Source organism: Paraburkholderia unamae (assembly GCF_003096875.1).
Taxonomy (GTDB): domain Bacteria; phylum Pseudomonadota; class Gammaproteobacteria; order Burkholderiales; family Burkholderiaceae; genus Paraburkholderia; species Paraburkholderia unamae.
Genome location: NZ_QEOB01000018.1, coordinates 73510 through 89673 on the forward strand (window position 1 = coordinate 73510; position 16164 = coordinate 89673).

The 16164-nt window shown below is 65.4% G+C and carries 13 protein-coding genes; 6 read left to right on the plus strand and 7 right to left on the minus strand.

Annotated elements, in window-relative coordinates; genetic code table 11:
- Positions 1-65 precede the first annotated feature (65 nt).
- The 5 genes from leuD to C7402_RS32065 all read right to left on the minus strand — a co-directional run bounded on the left by leuD (position 66) and on the right by C7402_RS32065 (position 5872).
- On the minus strand, positions 66-665 hold the full coding sequence (gene leuD, locus C7402_RS32045; protein ID WP_116613519.1) for a 3-isopropylmalate dehydratase small subunit: 600 nt from the start codon (positions 663-665) through the stop codon (positions 66-68).
- On the minus strand, positions 643-2082 hold the full coding sequence (gene leuC / locus C7402_RS32050; protein WP_244314993.1) for a 3-isopropylmalate dehydratase large subunit: 1440 nt from the start codon (positions 2080-2082) through the stop codon (positions 643-645). The genes leuD and leuC overlap by 23 nt, the downstream gene beginning before the upstream one ends.
- Before the next feature lie 144 nt (positions 2083-2226).
- The gene (locus C7402_RS32055; protein WP_112173917.1) at positions 2227-3189 is read right to left on the minus strand and encodes a LysR family transcriptional regulator; all 963 of its coding nucleotides are present in this window, start codon (positions 3187-3189) and stop codon (positions 2227-2229) included.
- Between the two features lie 137 nt (positions 3190-3326).
- Entirely contained in the window at positions 3327-4514 is a 1188-nt protein-coding gene (locus C7402_RS32060) for a M20 aminoacylase family protein (protein ID WP_112173918.1), read from the minus strand.
- Between the two features lie 11 nt (positions 4515-4525).
- Positions 4526-5872 (minus strand): DUF3100 domain-containing protein, encoded by a 1347-nt coding sequence (locus C7402_RS32065; RefSeq protein WP_112173919.1) that lies wholly within the window; start codon positions 5870-5872, stop codon positions 4526-4528.
- A gap of 164 nt (positions 5873-6036) precedes the next feature.
- Between C7402_RS32065 and C7402_RS32070 the strand changes: the two genes are divergently transcribed.
- Both C7402_RS32070 and C7402_RS32075 read left to right on the plus strand, forming a co-directional pair.
- Positions 6037-6945 carry a LysR family transcriptional regulator gene (locus tag C7402_RS32070; protein WP_112173920.1) on the plus strand — a complete coding sequence of 303 codons (909 nt, stop codon included), beginning with the start codon at positions 6037-6039 and terminating at the stop codon, positions 6943-6945.
- Positions 6946-7109: 164 nt separating this feature from the next.
- Positions 7110-8300: a porin gene (locus C7402_RS32075; protein ID WP_116613521.1), complete on the plus strand. Its 1191-nt coding sequence runs from the start codon at positions 7110-7112 to the stop codon at positions 8298-8300.
- 55 nt (positions 8301-8355) lie between these two features.
- Here C7402_RS32075 and C7402_RS32080 read toward each other — a convergent pair whose 3' ends face one another.
- A complete protein-coding gene (locus C7402_RS32080; protein ID WP_116613522.1) occupies positions 8356-8643 on the minus strand; it encodes a DUF4148 domain-containing protein in 288 nt (95 codons plus the stop codon).
- 399 nt (positions 8644-9042) lie between these two features.
- Between C7402_RS32080 and C7402_RS32085 the strand changes: the two genes are divergently transcribed.
- The 4 genes from C7402_RS32085 to C7402_RS32095 all read left to right on the plus strand — a co-directional run bounded on the left by C7402_RS32085 (position 9043) and on the right by C7402_RS32095 (position 14501).
- Positions 9043-11469: a membrane-bound PQQ-dependent dehydrogenase, glucose/quinate/shikimate family gene (locus C7402_RS32085; RefSeq protein ID WP_116613523.1), complete on the plus strand. Its 2427-nt coding sequence runs from the start codon at positions 9043-9045 to the stop codon at positions 11467-11469.
- Between the two features lie 242 nt (positions 11470-11711).
- Positions 11712-12734, plus strand: a complete 1023-nt coding sequence (locus C7402_RS32090; RefSeq protein WP_116613524.1) for a porin — start codon at positions 11712-11714, stop codon at positions 12732-12734.
- Between the two features lie 175 nt (positions 12735-12909).
- Positions 12910-13077 carry a hypothetical protein gene (locus tag C7402_RS47170; protein WP_165842042.1) on the plus strand — a complete coding sequence of 56 codons (168 nt, stop codon included), beginning with the start codon at positions 12910-12912 and terminating at the stop codon, positions 13075-13077.
- Positions 13078-13262: 185 nt separating this feature from the next.
- Positions 13263-14501: an FAD-dependent oxidoreductase gene (locus tag C7402_RS32095; RefSeq protein WP_116613525.1), complete on the plus strand. Its 1239-nt coding sequence runs from the start codon at positions 13263-13265 to the stop codon at positions 14499-14501.
- A 163-nt stretch (positions 14502-14664) separates the two neighbouring features.
- Here the strand turns inward: C7402_RS32095 and C7402_RS32100 are convergent, their stop codons facing one another.
- Positions 14665-16161, minus strand: a complete 1497-nt coding sequence (locus C7402_RS32100) for a M81 family metallopeptidase (protein WP_116613526.1) — start codon at positions 16159-16161, stop codon at positions 14665-14667.
- Positions 16162-16164: the final 3 nt, after the last annotated feature.

The following is a 16164-nucleotide window of genomic DNA, read 5'->3' on the forward strand; positions in this document are numbered from 1 at the left end:
TCGTATTCCTATGTTAATTTCAGTCTGTGAATCGGGGTCGTGCGGACTTGCTGTCCGAATTCCGGCTAGGTCCGGCCGGGACCGTGGCGGCGTTCGAAGTCGTCGATCTTCTCGCGCAGGCGCAACGTGACATCGATCTCGTCGAGACCGCCTGCAAGCGCTTCTTTTGAAAATGCGTCGATCTCGAACGCGATCGTCGTGCCATCGGGCGCGACCACCCGTTGCGCGGGCAGATCGACCTTGACGCGCGCGCCCGGCCCTTCGGCCAGCCATGCGCTCACGTGCGCGACAAAGGCGGCATCGGCGCGGATCGGCAGGACGCCGTTCTTCAGGCAGTTGCTGAAGAAGATGTCGCCGAACGTCGTCCCGACGATGGCGCGAATGCCGAAGTCGAGCAAGGTGTGCACCGCCTGTTCGCGCGACGAGCCGCAGCCGAAATTCGGACCGGTGACGAGGATCTGCGCATGCGCGTAGCCCGCGCGGTTCAGCGCGCATTCCGGGCGTACGGCGCCGGATTGCGGATCGAACCGTTGGTCGTGGAAGAAGTAGCGCCCGTAATCGGTCCGTCGCGCATGCATGAAGCGCGCCGGAAGGATCTGGTCGGTATCGATGTCGGCGGCGGGCAGCGGCACCGCGACGGCGTCAAGCGTGGTCAACGGTTGCATCGCGCAGCAGCTCCCGATAGTCGACGATATATCCCGTCACGGCGGCGCCTGCCGCCATGCCGGGGCTCATGAGATGCGTGCGGACACCACGCCCCTGGCGTCCGACGAAATTGCGGTTGGTCGTGGAGGCGATGCGCTCGCCGGCGCGGCCTTCGTCGCCGTTGATCGCCAGGCACATCGAACAGCCGGGCTCGCGCCACTGCGCGCCGGCCGCCACGAAAATCCGGTCGAGACCTTCGGCCACCGCCGCGTTCTGCACCGCGCGCGAACCCGGCACGATCAGCGTGGGAACGCGCACGCGCCGCCCGCCCAGCACGTCCGCCGCGGCGCGCAGGTCTTCCAGGCGGCCATTGGTGCAGGAGCCGATGAACACGCGATCGATCGCGATGCCCTCGATCGGCTGCGCGGGGCGCAAGTCCATATAGTCGAGCGCGGCGAGCGTGCGTTCCTGCTGCGCGGCGTCGCCGATATCCGCCGGATCGAGGATCGAGCCCGCGATCGAGGTCGATTGCGACGGATTGGTGCCCCAGGTGACCATGGGCGCGACCCGTGCCGCGTCAAGCGACACCTCTCGCGCGAATGCCGCGCCGGGGTCGGTGCGCAATGCGCGCCAGCCGGCGACGGCCGCCTCCCACGCGGCGCCCTTCGGCGCGAACGCGCGGCCGTGCAGCCAGGCCAACGTCTTGTCGTCGGGGGCGATGAGGCCCGCGCGCGCCCCCGCCTCGATCGACAGGTTGCACAGCGTCATGCGTGCTTCGACGGAGAGCGCGTCGACGGTCTCGCCCGCGTACTCGACCACGTGCCCCACCCCGCCCGCCACGCCGATCTGCGCAATCATGGCGAGCGCCAGATCCTTGGCGGTGACGCCGGCGGCGAGGCGCCCCGTGAACGACGCGCGCATGGTCGCCGGACGGCGCTGCCACAGCGTCTGCGTCGCGAGCACATGCGCGACTTCCGATGCCCCGATGCCAAAGCCGAATGCCCCGAGCGCGCCATGCGTCGACGTATGGCTGTCGCCGCACACGACCGTCATGCCCGGCAGCGTCAGCCCCTGCTCGGGGCCGCTCACATGCACGATGCCGTGACGCGGATCGTCGAGCGCGAACATCGGCACGCGCTGCTCACGTGTGAAGTGAATCAGCCGCTCGACCAGTTCGCGCCGTTCGGCATCGACGACGTCGGCAATCGTGCGGCCGCGCGAGGATGCGTAGTGGTCGGCCATCGCGAACGTCGCCTCCGGCCGCCGCACGCGCAGCCCCTTGCGCGCGAGACTGTCGAACGTGTCGCGCGGCAGGTCGTCGCCGACGTAATGCCGGTCGATATAGATGAGGGTATGGCCGTCGTCGCGCGCGTGGACGACATGCCGTTCCCACAGCTTGTCGAACAGCGTGCGCGCAGATGTCGAGGGAGAAGTCACACAGGCTCCGTGAGGGACCGCCGGGCGGTCGGTATCGATGGAGCTCAGTCTGCGGGCGTCAAAATTGCCTCTGAAGACGTATTTCGGAACGCATGATGCGTCAACCGCGATGGCAGACATTGCCGCGCCGCAGCAGCGGCGCAGTTATGCCGTGAGGAATTCGACGAGCAGTCGCGTTGCGATGGGGAGTTCTTCGGCCTGGCGGATGCAAAGCTTATGGAGGCGGCTGGCCCACGGCTCGTCGAGCGGAATTTCCGCGATGTGCATCGCGCCGGCGCGCCCCGTGACGAAATAGTCCGGCACGATGCCGATGCCGAGTTCGGCCTGCGCCATGCGGCAGACGGCGTCGAAACCGGCCACCCGGATGCGCGAGCGCAGTACCCGCCCCGCCTCGCTCGCGAGGCGCTCCACGAGCACCTGGATCGAGCTGTACGGCTCCTGCATGATGAGCGTGTGGTCGAGCAGTTCTTCGAAGCGCAGGTTCCTGCGCCCGACGAGCGGATGGTTGGCGGGCGCGACGACCACGAGCCGGTCCACGTAGCAGGGCATCACGTCGAGGTCATCGACTGGCTGATCGCCCCAGAAAATGCCGAGGTCGGCCGCGCCTTCGCGTACCGCGTGAACGACGCCGGTACTCGTATCGGGCCGCAGTTCGACGGTGATGCTCGGGTAATCCCGCATGAAGCGCCCCAGCGCATCGGGGAAAAAGCCGAACAGCGCCGACTCGTTCGCGGACGCCCGGATGTGCCCGCGCGCGCCCTTTGTCTCCGCCGAGAAGTCGGCCATCTCGCTTTCGAGCCGCGTCAGATCGCGCAGGATGCGGCGGGAATGACTGAGCAGCGCTTCTCCGGCGCTGGTCAGCGTCACGCCACGCCGATGCCGTTCGAGCAGCGGCACGCGCAGCGCGAGTTCGAGATCCGCAAGCCGCTTGCTGACCGCCGACGGCGCCATGTGCTCGCGCTCGGCCGCCTTCGCGATGCTCGCCTCTTCCACGACGGCGATGAAGAGGCGCAGCGTGACGAGGTCGAGACGCGAGACGAGCTGGCTACGGAATGGCGACGCGGGGCCGCTCTCCGGGCCGTCGTTTTCAGGCCGGTTCTTCTGCATGTTCTTGGCGACGTCAGGGGGACGGGATTCCCTGCGTACGAGAATCCGGCATGACGGCTATGCGATCCCCCGCACGTCGCGACAGTTGCCAAGCGCAGCATTGTATGCGGCCAATATTCCGCTGGCCAAACCCGACGTCAACCCAGGAACCGCTCGACGAGCTTCACGAAATAGCTCGCTCCCACCGGCAGCAGCGCGTCGTTGAAGTCGTAGCTCGCATTGTGCAAAAGGCACGGCCCGGCGCCGTGTCCGGGTGAGCGATGATCGCCGCTGCCGTTGCCGAGAAATGCGTAGCAGCCGGGCCGCGCATTGAGCATGAACGAGAAGTCCTCCGCCGCCATCGTCGGGTCCACCGCTGCGTTCACGTGGTCCTCGCCGACCAGTTCGCGCATCACCTCGACGGCCAGCGCCGTCTGCGCGGGATCGTTGATCGTCGCCGGATACTGGCGTTCGAAATCGACCTCGCATTCGCACTCGAACGCGGACGCGACCGACGCCGCGATCGTGTGCATGCGCCGCTCGATCAGCGCGAGCGTCTCCTCCGAGAACGTGCGTACGGTGCCGCCGAGCCACGCGTCGGTGGGCACGACGTTCAACGCCTCGCCCGCGTGGATCTGCGTGACGGACAGCACGGCGCCCTCGACCGGGTTGCGGTTGCGCGTGACGATGCCCTGCAAGGCCGTGAGCAGGTGCGCGGCGGCGAGCACCGGGTCGCGGCCCAGGTGCGGCATCGCGGCATGACACCCGGCGCCGCGCAGCCTGATCTTGAACAGGCTTGTCGACGCCATCAGCGCGCCGGGCCGCACGGCGAAGTCGCCGGCCGCGATGCCGGGCCAGTTGTGCAGCCCGAATACCGCGTCGCACGGAAAGCGCTCGAACAACCCGTCTTCGATCATCGCGCGCGCGCCGCCGCCGGCCTCCTCGGCCGGCTGGAAGATCACGTGAACCGTGCCGTCGAAGCGGCCGTGCTCCGCGAGATGGCGCGCGGCGCCGAGCAGCATCGCCGTGTGACCGTCATGGCCGCACGCGTGCATCACGCCGGCCGCCGTCGAACGGTGCGCGAACGTATTCGCCTCCTGCACCGGCAGCGCGTCCATATCCGCGCGCAGGCCGATCGCACGCGAACTCGCGCCGCGCGTCAACGTGCCGACGACGCCCGTGCGCCCCACATTGGGCGTGACAGCGAAGCCCCATTGTTCAAGCCGTGCGGCGACCAGCGCGGCGGTGCGGAACACGTCGTAGCCCAGTTCCGGGTGCGCATGGATATCGCGGCGAATGGCCTGCAATTCGTCGGCATTCGCCGCGATGGATTCGATCAGTTTCATGGACAAGCGCTTCAGACGTGAAAGAGCTGCGCGACGAGCGCCGCGCCGATAAACGAGCCGGCATTGGCGACGAACGAGACGAGCACGATGCGCCAGCCGAGCCGGCGGAACGCCGGAATATCCTTCGCGATCGACAGGCCCGCGAAGGCGAGCATCGGCGTCGTCACGTTGAGAAAGTCGTTGTGCGCGCCGAACGCCGCGATTTGCGGCGCCCAGGGGCACCACGGCGAGGTCAGGAGCATGGCGACCACCGACACCCAGCAAACGGCGGGAATCTTGTTGCCGGTCATGCGCGCCACCGCATCGCCGATGATCGTCGCGCCGACCGTGATCGCCATGCCCGGCAGGCCGACGAGCGGCGTCGTGCCGTGCGCGATCCAGTCGCAGGCGAGCGTCATCGCGGCGGTCACGACCCACACGAGCAACCGCGTGCTGTAGCCGAGCGCGGGCGCCTCGGTCTGCACGTCGCCGAGCGCCGGGCTCGCTGTCGCGGCCGCGTCCGTCGAGGCCTTCGTCGTCCGGCCGATCAGCGGCTCAAGCACGCGATAGCCCAGCACCGCGAGCGGCAGCGAGATGAACAGCGTGAAATACGTGCCGATCGTCGTCGTGATCAGATTGCTGGCGGCGGCGAACGCGAGCACCGATTTCGCGGTCTCCGGGTCCTGCTGCGCCGCAATCGCGCCCGAGGCCGCAGCCATCATGCTGCCGGAGCCTACGCCCGAACCCATCGCCAGCGCGAGCGGGTCGAAAATGTGGAGGCTCGCGACAAAGCCCGCGAACACGGCAATGAACACCGCACCGAACACGGTGCCGGTCAGATATTCGGCGAGCACGCCACGCCCTTCAGGGGACGCCATCCCGTACTTCTCGCCGATGATCGCGAGACTCGGCTCCCGGCCCACGGAGAACGTCGCGCCGATCGCCTCGCGCTTGATGCCGAGCAGCAGCGCGAGCGGCAAGCCGAGCAGGATCGTGCCGACGAAATGGCCGAACTCCTGGAAGGCAAGCGCCCAGCCGGCTGCCGCGAGCTTGGGCAACGCGCTGCCGACCATCAGCCCGAGCTTCGCGACGAACAAGAGGAGCGCCGGTTGCAGGATCGCGGCCGCGAGAAACTGATTCGACGTGTCGAGCCGCGCGGCGCTTTTCCAGCGCGCGCTGAAGAGGCCGAGCGCGGCGCCCAGCAGCAGTGCCCAGATCATCGGCAGCAACACGACCTTGCCGGGCCCGATCGTGAACGTGAACGACCCGATGCCCTGCGCGATCAGCAGGATCCCCGCCGCGTACAGCATGACCTTCGCGATGCCCGCGCCACCGGCGCCTCCGGCCACTTCGCGCCCGATCCCCATTGTTTGCTCCATCCCAGTCTCCCGTTGCATCCGGCCCCGTTTTGGCCCGGTATCGTTCATCGCCCTCGCGCCTGTGCGGCAAGGGCGGGCGGTCATCTTCGACTGGCCGGACCGTATAATCAATCCACTCCATTATTAAAAGTGTTCACTTTTTTAGAACACTCACGCGATTCATCATGGGCAACACGCTGACCGACAGCCGGATCGTCTACTTTTATGAAGCGGTGCGCTGCGGCACGATCCGCGCGGCGGCCGACTGGCTCGACGTCGCGCCGTCCGCGGTCAGCCGCCAGATCGCGCTGCTGGAAAAGGAGCTCGATGCGACGCTTGTCGAGCGGCACGCGCGCGGCGTCACGCCCACCGAGGCCGGGCGCTACGTGATCGAGTACTTCCGCGAGCAGCTTGCGCATCGCGACGACCTGCTCTCCCACCTGCAAGAGCTGCGCGGCCTCAAAACGGGCCGTGTCGACGTCGTACTTGGCGAGGGCTTCGTCTCCGACATGCTCTCCGGGCCGATGCAGCAGTTCTGCCGCCAGTTCCCGGGCATCCGCGTGAACCTCGAAGTGGGCGGCACGAACGACGTGATCCGCAAGATCGTCAACGACGAAGGCGAAATCGGCCTGGTCTACAATCCGCCCGCCGAACCGAAGCTCGTCTCGCGCGCGTCGAAGCAGCAGCCGATGATGGCGATCGTCGGCCCCGGCTTCGAGCGCGAGCGCTACCCCGTGCTCTCTGTGCAGCAGCTCGCGACGTTTCCGCTCGCGGCCGCCCATCCGTCGTACGGCATCCGGCAAATGCTCGAAGCGGTCGAGTATGCGGAGCATGTCCGACTGGTCCCGAGCGTGACGACGAATTCGTTCGCGATCCTCAAGGAATTCGTGAAGGCCGGGCTTGGCGTTGCGGTCATGCCCGCGTTCGCGGCGGCCACGGAGCTGCGGGCGAAGGAAGTCTTCGCGGTGAGGATCGCGCATCCGATCCTGGAGAACGCGGAGGCGCATCTTGTCACCCGCGTCGGGCGCAGGCTCTCGGTCGCCGCGAACAAGATGCTGCAAATGATGAGCGGACAGTTGCAGGCGTTTCGCTAGCGCCGCTGGAGGCAGCTGCGGTCGCCAGCCCTCAAAACTAACCATTCAGTTAAAATTTCGCGCCGATAACGGACTGCGGTGACGTGCTCATTATTCGGGCCGAATCACGTTCGCCTGGACGCGCGATGCCACGTCGCGTCCGTCATCGCGAATAATGAAACTGGATGAAAATGACTTTGGATTTCAAATATCCCCTTGGGCTTGGGGCGGCTTTGATTGGCGCGGCGTTTTCGGCCCAATCCGCATTTTCTCAAGAAAGCGTGATGCTTTACGGAAATGTCGATGAGGCAATCACCTGGTCGAGCAATCAGAAAGGCAGTTCGAATATTTATATGCGGCAAGGCAATCTCTATGCCTCCAAATTCGGACTCAAGGGAACGGAGGCGCTGAGCTCGACCTTGAGCGCGGTTTTCGACTTGCAGGAGGGTTTCGATCCCGGAACCGGCGCCCAGCAAACGGCCGGGCTGGCCTTTAACCGCTACGCCTTTGTCGGCTTGCAGGACACCCGATGGGGCACGCTGACGCTGGGTCGTCAGTACACGCCGTATTACATGCTCGTCGGCACGCTCGGGCCCGTAAGCTGGCTAAGCGGAGCAACCGGGGCGCATCCGGGCGACATCGACGGATTCGACACGGATATTCGCGCGAACAGCTCCGTGGTTTATACGTCGCCGGCCTTCCACGGTTTGCGCGCGAGCGCGCAATATGGCTTCGGCGGCGTCGCGGGCAGCCTGCAACGCGGCAGTCTTATCAGTGCGGCCCTGCGCTACGACGGCGGCCCGCTTTCGATCGCCGCCGGATATCTGAGCATGAATAACACCGACTACGCAGGCGGCTTCGATCCCAATGCCAGCGCGCAATTCCCGCACTCGGAGCTGAACAACGGCTATCTATCCGCGCGCCGGGTCCAGCAGGTTGCGGCCGCGATGAACTATACGGCAGGCAGGCTCGTGCTTGGCCTGAACTATTCGAATGTGATCTACCGGCCGGACAGCCACTCGCTTTTCAACGACGCCGCAGTGTTCAACACCTATGGCGCGCTCGCAAGCTATAGAGTCAGCGTGCCGCTGGAAGTGTCGGCCGGGTACAGCTACACGCGGGCTTCGTCTGCGAATGGAATCGACGACGCCGCACGTTACCATCAGGTTTCGTTGAAGGAGATGTACCACCTCTCCAAACGGACCACGCTGTACGCGCTTCAAGCCTATCAGCATGCCTCCGGCTACACGCTCGGCGCCGGGGGAAGCGGCGACATCATTGCGGCGAGACCGATTGTTGGGGACTCGCAAAACACCACGCCGTCGTCGACGCCCAATCAGTTCGTGGCGATGTGCGGGCTGGCGATCGCTTTCTGACTGTGCCCGCAAGGCGGGCGGCTCATGCGTGCGTTGCAGGTTCGGCGGGGCGTGCTCAGGTCGCGGGCTGCCTGCGCAGGCAATCCGCGCGATAGTCGTTGTCGAGCTGCTGTTGCGCCGCGTTCAGATCGGCCGGGTAGATCGCATCGTCGGAGCCGGGGCGGTAGCCTCGGTCCTCCAGTTCCCCCAGTTCGCCCATCAACTGCGCGTGCGTGACGGTGCCCGCGACCCGCTGAAACGGATAGGAATGGCACTGCTGCTGCGTAAGCCGAGGAGCAGCGAAAGCCGAAAGACTCCAGAACATCGCGGCGAAAGCAATGACGGTACGTGAATGCGATCTCATGTTTCTATCCAGTAAGCAATAAGGATTCGGATGATTTCCTCTGAATGCTTCACCTTACTGAGTCGCATGTAATGAATAGCTGTCCGGAAAATGAAAATAGATTTAATTTTTCCGGGCATGCTTGCCGCATTGTAAAAAACGGGTCGTGACCGTGCCGGATCTGCCGCCGCCCGGAACTGACGCACACCCACGCACACCCACGCAAACCGGTGCAAGTTTGCGGGCAGAGTTTTGGATTTGATCTTAAAATGTACTATCTGGTTAATTTTAGAACTTTACCCGCCTGCACGAACAGGCGGCGCTTCGCCGCAGGCGCAGCGGAAAAAGCGCGCGAGGCGTACGCACTGCGCCCTCCTCCCGCCTTCGAAGCCAACCCGGCGTAACAACGAAAAGACACGCATGTCCAAGCAATCCAACACGGAACCCCTCTCTGTCTTGACCCGGACGGGTCTCACCCTGGCAGGACTGGTCGGCCTGCTTCTGGGGCTTTACTTCACCATCGGCGGCGGCATGCTGATCGCGCGCGGCGGTAGCTGGTACTACCTGCTGGCGGGCCTCGCGCTCTGCACGACCGGCGTGCAACTCGCGCGGCGCCGCTCCAGTGCGTTCGTGATCTACCTCGTGATGTTGATCGCCACGGCGCTGTGGGCCGTGTGGGAAGCCGGCTTCGACTTCTGGCCGCTCAACACGCGCATCTTCATGTTCTCGATGATCGGCATGCTGCTCGCGCCGTTCTGGCCCGTGCTGCGCCGCGGCGAAGGCAAAGCGCCCGCGCGCGGCGCGGCGTGGGCTCTGGCCGCCGTGCTGTTGGTCTGCAACGCCGCGTTTATCTACGGCATGTTCGTGCCGCACGGCAAGTTCGGCACCGAAACGCCCACGGCCGCGGCCGGCAACGCCGGCACCGAAGACTGGACCGCCTACGGCCACTCGGCCGGCGGCGACCGTTTCGCGGGCGCCACGCAGATCAATCGCGACACCGTGAAGAACCTCCAGGTCGCATGGACCTTCCACACCGGCGACACGCCGATGAGCCCGGACGGCGGCGGCTCGGAAGACCAGGAAACGCCGCTGCAAGTCGGCAAGACGCTGTTCCTGTGCTCGCCGCACAACACGGTGATCGCCGTGGACGCCGCAACCGGCACCGAGAAGTGGCGCCACGCGTTTGCGACCCACACCACGGTGTGGGTGCGCTGCCGCGGCCTGGCGTACTTCGACGCGACCAAGCCGCTCGTGCAGCCCACAGCGACGGGTTCGACGCCGGTTTCGCCGATCGCCCCCGCTGGCGACCCTGCTGCCTGCCGCCGCCGTATCTTCATGAACACGATCGATGCGAAGCTCGTTGCACTCGACGCCGACACCGGCAAGCTGTGCGACGATTTCGGCGATCACGGCATCATCGACCTGAAGGCGGGACTGGGCAAGGCGAAAAGCCCGCTGTACCAGCTCACCTCGGCGCCGACCGTCGCGGGCACGACCGTGGTCACGGGCGGGCGGGTTGCCGACAACGTCACGCTCGACATGCCCGGCGGCGTGATCCGTGGCTTCGACGTGATGACCGGCAAAATGAAGTGGGCGTTCGATCCGGGCAATCCGGACGACCATGCGGCGCCGGAGCAAGGCAAGACCTTCACGCGCTCGACGCCGAACGTCTGGGCGCCGATGACCTACGACGCGACGTCGAACACGGTCTACATGCCGGTGGGCAATGCGGCCATCGACCTGTGGGGCGTGAAGCGCACCGCGCTCGACGAGACATACGGCGCATCGATCCTCGCGCTCGACGCCACCACGGGCGCCGAGAAGTGGCATTTCCAGACCGTTCACCACGACCTCTGGGACTATGACGTCCCGATGCAACCGACGCTCATCGACTTCCCGACGCAGGACGGCAAGCGGGTGCCGGCCCTGATCGTCGGCACGAAGATGGGCCAGTTGTTCGTGCTCGACCGCCTCACCGGCAAGCCGCTCACGCAGGTCGTCGAACATCCGGTCAAGCCCGCGACGATTCCGAACGAACCGTATGCGAAGACGCAGCCGCTCTCGGTAGGCATGCCGCAGATCGGCGCTGACGTGCTCAAGGATTCGGACATGTGGGGCGTGACGCCGATCGACCAGTTGATGTGCCGCGTGATTTTCCGGGGCATGCGCTACGACGGCCTCTTCACCGCGCCGGACACCGACCACTCGCTGAGCTTCCCGGGCTCGCTCGGCGGCATGAACTGGGGCGGGCTTTCGTATGACCCGAACTCGGACATGATCTATGTGAACGACATGCGCCTCGGTCTCTGGGTCCACCTCGAAAAGGCAAAGAACCGTGGCGGCGCGTCGGACGGCAACGAAGCGGTGAATGCGGGCATGGGCGCCGTGCCGCTCGGCGGCACGCCGTACTCGGTGCTCAAGGACCGCTTCTTCTCGCCGCTCGGCATTCCCTGCCAGAAGCCGCCGTTCGGCAGCCTCACCGCTGTCGACCTGAAAACGCGCAGCATCGCATGGCAAGTGCCGCTCGGCACGGTGAAGGACACGCGCCTCTATGGCGTGCAGATGCACATGCCCACGCCGATCGGCATGCCGACCATCGGCGGCTCGCTCACGACGGCCGGCGGTCTCGTGTTCTTCGCGGCAACGCAGGATTACTACCTGCGCGCGTTCGACAGCTCGACGGGCAAGGAAGTGTGGAAGGCGCGTCTGCCGGTGGGTAGCCAGGGCACGCCGATGAGCTACGCCATCGACGGCAAGCAGTACATCGTCATTTCGGCGGGCGGCGCGCGCCAGTCGCCGGATCGCGGCGATTACGTGATTGCCTACGCGTTGCCCGGCCACCCGTAAGCGTCGCATTCGCACGTTCCCTCGGGGGAGGCATACGGGTGACCGGTATGCCTCCCCCGCTCTTTTTTTCGGGGCTTCTCGCAGCCTTGCGAATCGCAACGGCGCGATCGCAGGGTTTGCCTGCGCGCTCGTCTCCTCCATTCCGAATGAGTCGTTCCTCCCTCGTATACCGCGCGTTGCAATGCGCTCGCCCATGTCACGCCCCCGTATCCGGTCGCAGGACAGATCGACCCGCGAGGACCATGGGTCTTGTCCTGCGCGTGGGCTTTGCCGCGACGGCAATCGCTGCTCACACCTCGCCCGCCCACGCACAAAGCGCCGTGACGCTCTACGGCTCACTCGACACGAGCATCGAACTGACGAATCCTGGCGCGGGTTATGTTGCGCGCATGGATTCCGGCGCCTATCGCGGTTCGCGAATGGGCTTGCGCGGCGCCGAGGATATCGGCAACGGCGTCAAGATTCTGTTCGACCTTGAAAATGGCTTCGGCTCAACGGATGGCACCTATGCGGTCGCGAACACGATGTTCAACCGTCAGGCGTGGATCGGCGTGGGCACGGCTTACGGCACGCTCCGCATGGGCCGTCAGTACTCCCCAATATACATTCCATTCAAAGGGCAACTCGACGCCTTCGGCGCCGGCACCATCGCCTCAGGTCTGAACAATCTCTCGAAGATCACGCCCTACGAAAGCAACGCACTCACCTACCTGTCGCCCGAAGTGCACGGCTTTTCCACCAGCATCATGGTCTCGCTGCGCGATGCACAGGACGGCGACGGCAACGGGCTGGCAGGCCACATCGAAACATTCGCGTGGCACAACGGCCCGCTGCGCCTCTCGTACGCGCATCAGCAAACCCACGGTAGCGGCGCGTTGCGCGCGAACCTCGGAGGGATCTCGTACGCGTGGGGACCGGTTACCGGATTCCTTTCCTGGTTCAACGGCGACGGCGGAACGCCGCGCTACCACAACGCCGGCGTGTCCGCGTCAGCCCGCTACGCTGTGAGCGCGCGCCTTCGAGCGTCGCTCGGCTACACCTGGCTGCGCGACCAGTCGGGAGGTGACAACGACGCCGACCAGTTTAGTGCGGCTTGCGAATACGATCTCTCGAAGCGTGTCCTGCTCTATGCGAGCGCCGGCTGGCTCCGTAATCGTGGTCAAGCTGAATTCACACTCAGAGGCGTGAACGTCACCGGGCTCACGCCTTCCTGGCCGGGGGCTTCCGTGAGAGGCGTCCAGTTCGGGATGATCGACCGCTTTTAGCCGGTCTTCTGCTTTGCGGCATAAGGTCACGGCTGGGCGCGGTTTCGAAGCCATGGCACCTGCTGCACAGGCCGCTCAGGCAACAGAGGTCGTCGCGACGCCGCCAGGGGATTGCGCTCCCGTTGTTTGCACCTGTACCCTGACCTTGTCCAGGCCAACGAAAAGGAGAAGGACCATGATCAAGTCCAAGCTACGCCGAGTGCTCACCAGGGAACGGCGAACGACGATGGACAGCAGACGCCTCGATCGCGAAGCGTCCGCACAGCGTCAACAGGGGCAGCCGGAGGAGAGTGAGCCGCGCTCGGAAGTGCCGCGCTTCGGTGAGCGAGCGTCGCGCCACTGAGTGCCAACCGTCCCCGTTCACGCCCCACACAGCGTGACGCCAGACCGAAACATTCCCATACCCGCCGACTCATGCGCGGCGCATAATTCCCGGAAACGAACGCGCTGCCACGCCAGCGCGCTCCATCCAACGTCAGTTTGCTGACGTTGGCGCTCGCCTCGCGGCGAGGGCTTGGAGGTTTCCCCATGACACCGTGCAGCTACGACGTCCTGATCGTGGGCGGCGGCCTTGGCGGCGCCGCGCTCGGCCGTGCACTGGCAAGTGCCGGAGTGCGCACGCTCATTGTCGAGCGCGAAACGACGTTCAGGGACCGCGTGCGTGGCGAAGGCATCTTTCCGTGGGGCGTGGTCGAGGCCCGTACGCTCGGGATCGAGCGTCTGCTGCTCGATGACGGCGCGCACGCGGTGCCCTTCTGGAAGCGCTACGCCGGAGCGGACCCAGACGATTGCCGGGATTTTGCCGCCACCACGCCCGCGCGTACCGTGTGTCTGGACTTTTATCATCCGGCGATGCAGCGCACCCTGCTGGACGCGGCGCAAGCGTCGGGGGCGATTGTCCTGCGCGGCGCCGAGGTCGTGAGCATCGAGCCCGGGGAGATGCCGGGCAAGGCACCCGTTGCCGAGATCCAGACGGCCGCGGGGAAGCAGCGGGTGAAGGTGCGGCTCGTGGTCGGCGCTGACGGGCGCAGGTCGATGGTGCGCCGAACCGCGGGCTTTTCCTTGAATCAGGATGCCGGACGACTCATGGTGGCCGGGGTCCTGTACGAGGGACTGGATGCGCCTGAAGACGCAATTCACCACTTCCAGCGCCCGGCATTGGGCCAGACTGCACTGATCTATCCGATCGGCGGCCAGCGGTTTCGCACGTATTTTGTCTCATGGATAGGACAGCGCACGCATCCCATCAGTGGCAATGCGCACATCGGCGAACTCGTGGACGCGTGTGTCGAGACTGGCGTGCCGCGCGACTGGTTCGAGCATGCGCGTGCGATTGGACCGCTGGCGGCCTATCCGGGTGCCGATAGCTGGGTCGATCATCCCTGCGACGCGGGCGTGGTCCTGATCGGGGATGCGGCGGGGGCAAGCGACCCGTCGTGGGGAAGCGGGCTGGCATTGACGCTGCGCGACGTCAGGGTGCTGCGTGACCGTTTGCTTGCGAACGACGACTGGGAGGCCGCGGCACACGCGTATGCGTTCGAGCATGACCGGTATTACGGTGCGCTGCATCGTGTGCACGATTGGCTCACCCAGTTGCTCTATGAACGAGGCAAGATCGCTGACGAGCGCCGCGCCAGAATCCTGCCGTGCTTCGCAATGGAGCCCGATCGCGTGCCGGATCTGCGGGGGCTCGGGCCGGAGGCGCCGTCGGATGAAGCGGCGCGCAGGCGGTTTTTTGTCGAGGATGGTTTTTTGCCTGCCGGTTGACGGTGGCGCGCGCGGGAGTGGCTATCACGCGCAACTTGCAGCGCACGCGTGCCATCCTTGACTCCGCTTTACCCCGCTCGAAGATCGCCGCCGCCGAGGCATAACTCGCGATATGGCCGCCGGGTTCTCCGCCAGCCTTGTTCGCTTATTACCCGTGTGTGCCTCAAGGTCGGCGACGGATCGTGTCCGGCAGCTTTTGCCACGGCAGATCGCCGGGATCCACCGCCATCGCGCCGCGCGCCTTGGCGGTCAAAATATCCGTGCGCTCGTTTTCGACAAGCGGCGCGAAGTCGGCGCGAAAGTGGTTGCTGCTCTTGACCACCATGATCTTCATCTGCTCCGGATGCACGCCGACGAAACGGAAAAGCTCCCGGTCCTGCGCGCCGATTTTCGCGCTCGCGACGACGACCAGCACGCCGTCGATTTCGACGCAAGCGGAAGGCCCCAACTCGGCGAGGAACCCCGTCATCTTGGGCCCCTTGTAGGTCACCTGGCCATCGCTCACGGCCTTGACCGTGAACTCGCCTTCCACTGGCGGATCGCTGGGCCCATCCCACAGCATCGACGGCTGGCCCAGGCGCCCGCGAAAACGCGCGCCGACGCCAGCCGCGATGGCTTGAGCCGCGAACGCCGGATCGTTCATGACAGCCACCGCGACGCGCTGCGGGAACACCGCCCCCGCGCGCGCTTCGAGCAGCGCGTGCAGCATGCCCGTTGTGGAACCCGTGCCGCCAATGCCGGGGTTGTCCTGCGTGTCGGCGATCACCACCGGCTTGTCGGTTGCCTCGTTGCGCCGGATGGCTTCCTTCACGGCGTCTTGCGCCGAATACACGTTTAGCCGCCATTGCGTGGGCTCGCTCGCCATCGCCTCCAGTTGCGCAACGGCCTCTTGCGCCCTTTCGCCGATACTCCAGATCATCGGCGCGCATTCCGCGAAATCCGAGGATGGAAAGCCCATGCAAAAGTTCGACAAGGTGCCGAGCTCGACGTCGATTTGCGCCAGGCGGTCATAAATCGCTTTCGGCTTGCCGAAGGTCGTATTCTGCGAGTTCACCGGAATCAGGAACGGCAACCTCGCACAGTAAATCGTTTCGCGGCGGCCATGCAGGAGCCGGCGGCGCAACGCCTCGGCCGCCAGTGCGCCGGTTTCCACATAGTCGATATGCGGGTAAGTGCGAAACGAAAGCAGCGCATCAGCGCAAGCGAGCATTTGATGCGTGACGTTCGCGTGCAGATCGAGGCTCGCGACGATCGGGATGTCGTCTCCAGCGAGCGCGCGCACACGGGCCAGCAGTTCGCCTTCCGCGTCGTCGACACCCTCTGCCATCGCGGCGCCGTGCAGGTCCAGGTAGATTGCTTCGAACTGCTTGCTTTTCACATCTGCGCAGATTTCCGCGCAGATCTTTTCAAACGCCTCGGCGGTGACGTATGACGACGGCACCGCGCCGCACCAGAGGCTCGGCACGGCTTCCCACCCCTGTTCGCGTGCGAAGCGTAAAAAACCCATGCCCGGCACCGGTACCTTGTCGAGCATGGCGAGCATCGGCTCGCCGCGCACGGCCGACGGAAAAATCTCACCGGCCTCGAAGGCGGACCAGGGGGCGAGATCCGGCGCGAACGTATTGGTTTCGTGCTTGAAACCTGCAATCAACACTTTCATGAA

What these genes read in the sequence shown, in the direction of transcription:
- C7402_RS32085 (WP_116613523.1), top strand. Translation starts at nt 9,043, where the DNA reads ATGTCCAAGCAATCCAACACGGAACCCCTCTCTGTCTTGACCCGGACG.
- C7402_RS32095 (WP_116613525.1), top strand. Translation starts at nt 13,263, where the DNA reads ATGACACCGTGCAGCTACGACGTCCTGATCGTGGGCGGCGGCCTTGGC.
- C7402_RS32100 (WP_116613526.1), bottom strand. Translation starts at nt 16,161, where the DNA reads ATGAAAGTGTTGATTGCAGGTTTCAAGCACGAAACCAATACGTTCGCG.
- leuD (WP_116613519.1), bottom strand. Translation starts at nt 665, where the DNA reads ATGCAACCGTTGACCACGCTTGACGCCGTCGCGGTGCCGCTGCCCGCC.
- C7402_RS32060 (WP_112173918.1), bottom strand. Translation starts at nt 4,514, where the DNA reads ATGAAACTGATCGAATCCATCGCGGCGAATGCCGACGAATTGCAGGCC.
- C7402_RS47170 (WP_165842042.1), top strand. Translation starts at nt 12,910, where the DNA reads ATGATCAAGTCCAAGCTACGCCGAGTGCTCACCAGGGAACGGCGAACG.
- C7402_RS32080 (WP_116613522.1), bottom strand. Translation starts at nt 8,643, where the DNA reads ATGAGATCGCATTCACGTACCGTCATTGCTTTCGCCGCGATGTTCTGG.
- C7402_RS32070 (WP_112173920.1), top strand. Translation starts at nt 6,037, where the DNA reads ATGGGCAACACGCTGACCGACAGCCGGATCGTCTACTTTTATGAAGCG.
- C7402_RS32090 (WP_116613524.1), top strand. Translation starts at nt 11,712, where the DNA reads ATGGGTCTTGTCCTGCGCGTGGGCTTTGCCGCGACGGCAATCGCTGCT.
- C7402_RS32065 (WP_112173919.1), bottom strand. Translation starts at nt 5,872, where the DNA reads ATGGAGCAAACAATGGGGATCGGGCGCGAAGTGGCCGGAGGCGCCGGT.
- C7402_RS32075 (WP_116613521.1), top strand. Translation starts at nt 7,110, where the DNA reads ATGAAAATGACTTTGGATTTCAAATATCCCCTTGGGCTTGGGGCGGCT.
- C7402_RS32055 (WP_112173917.1), bottom strand. Translation starts at nt 3,189, where the DNA reads ATGCAGAAGAACCGGCCTGAAAACGACGGCCCGGAGAGCGGCCCCGCG.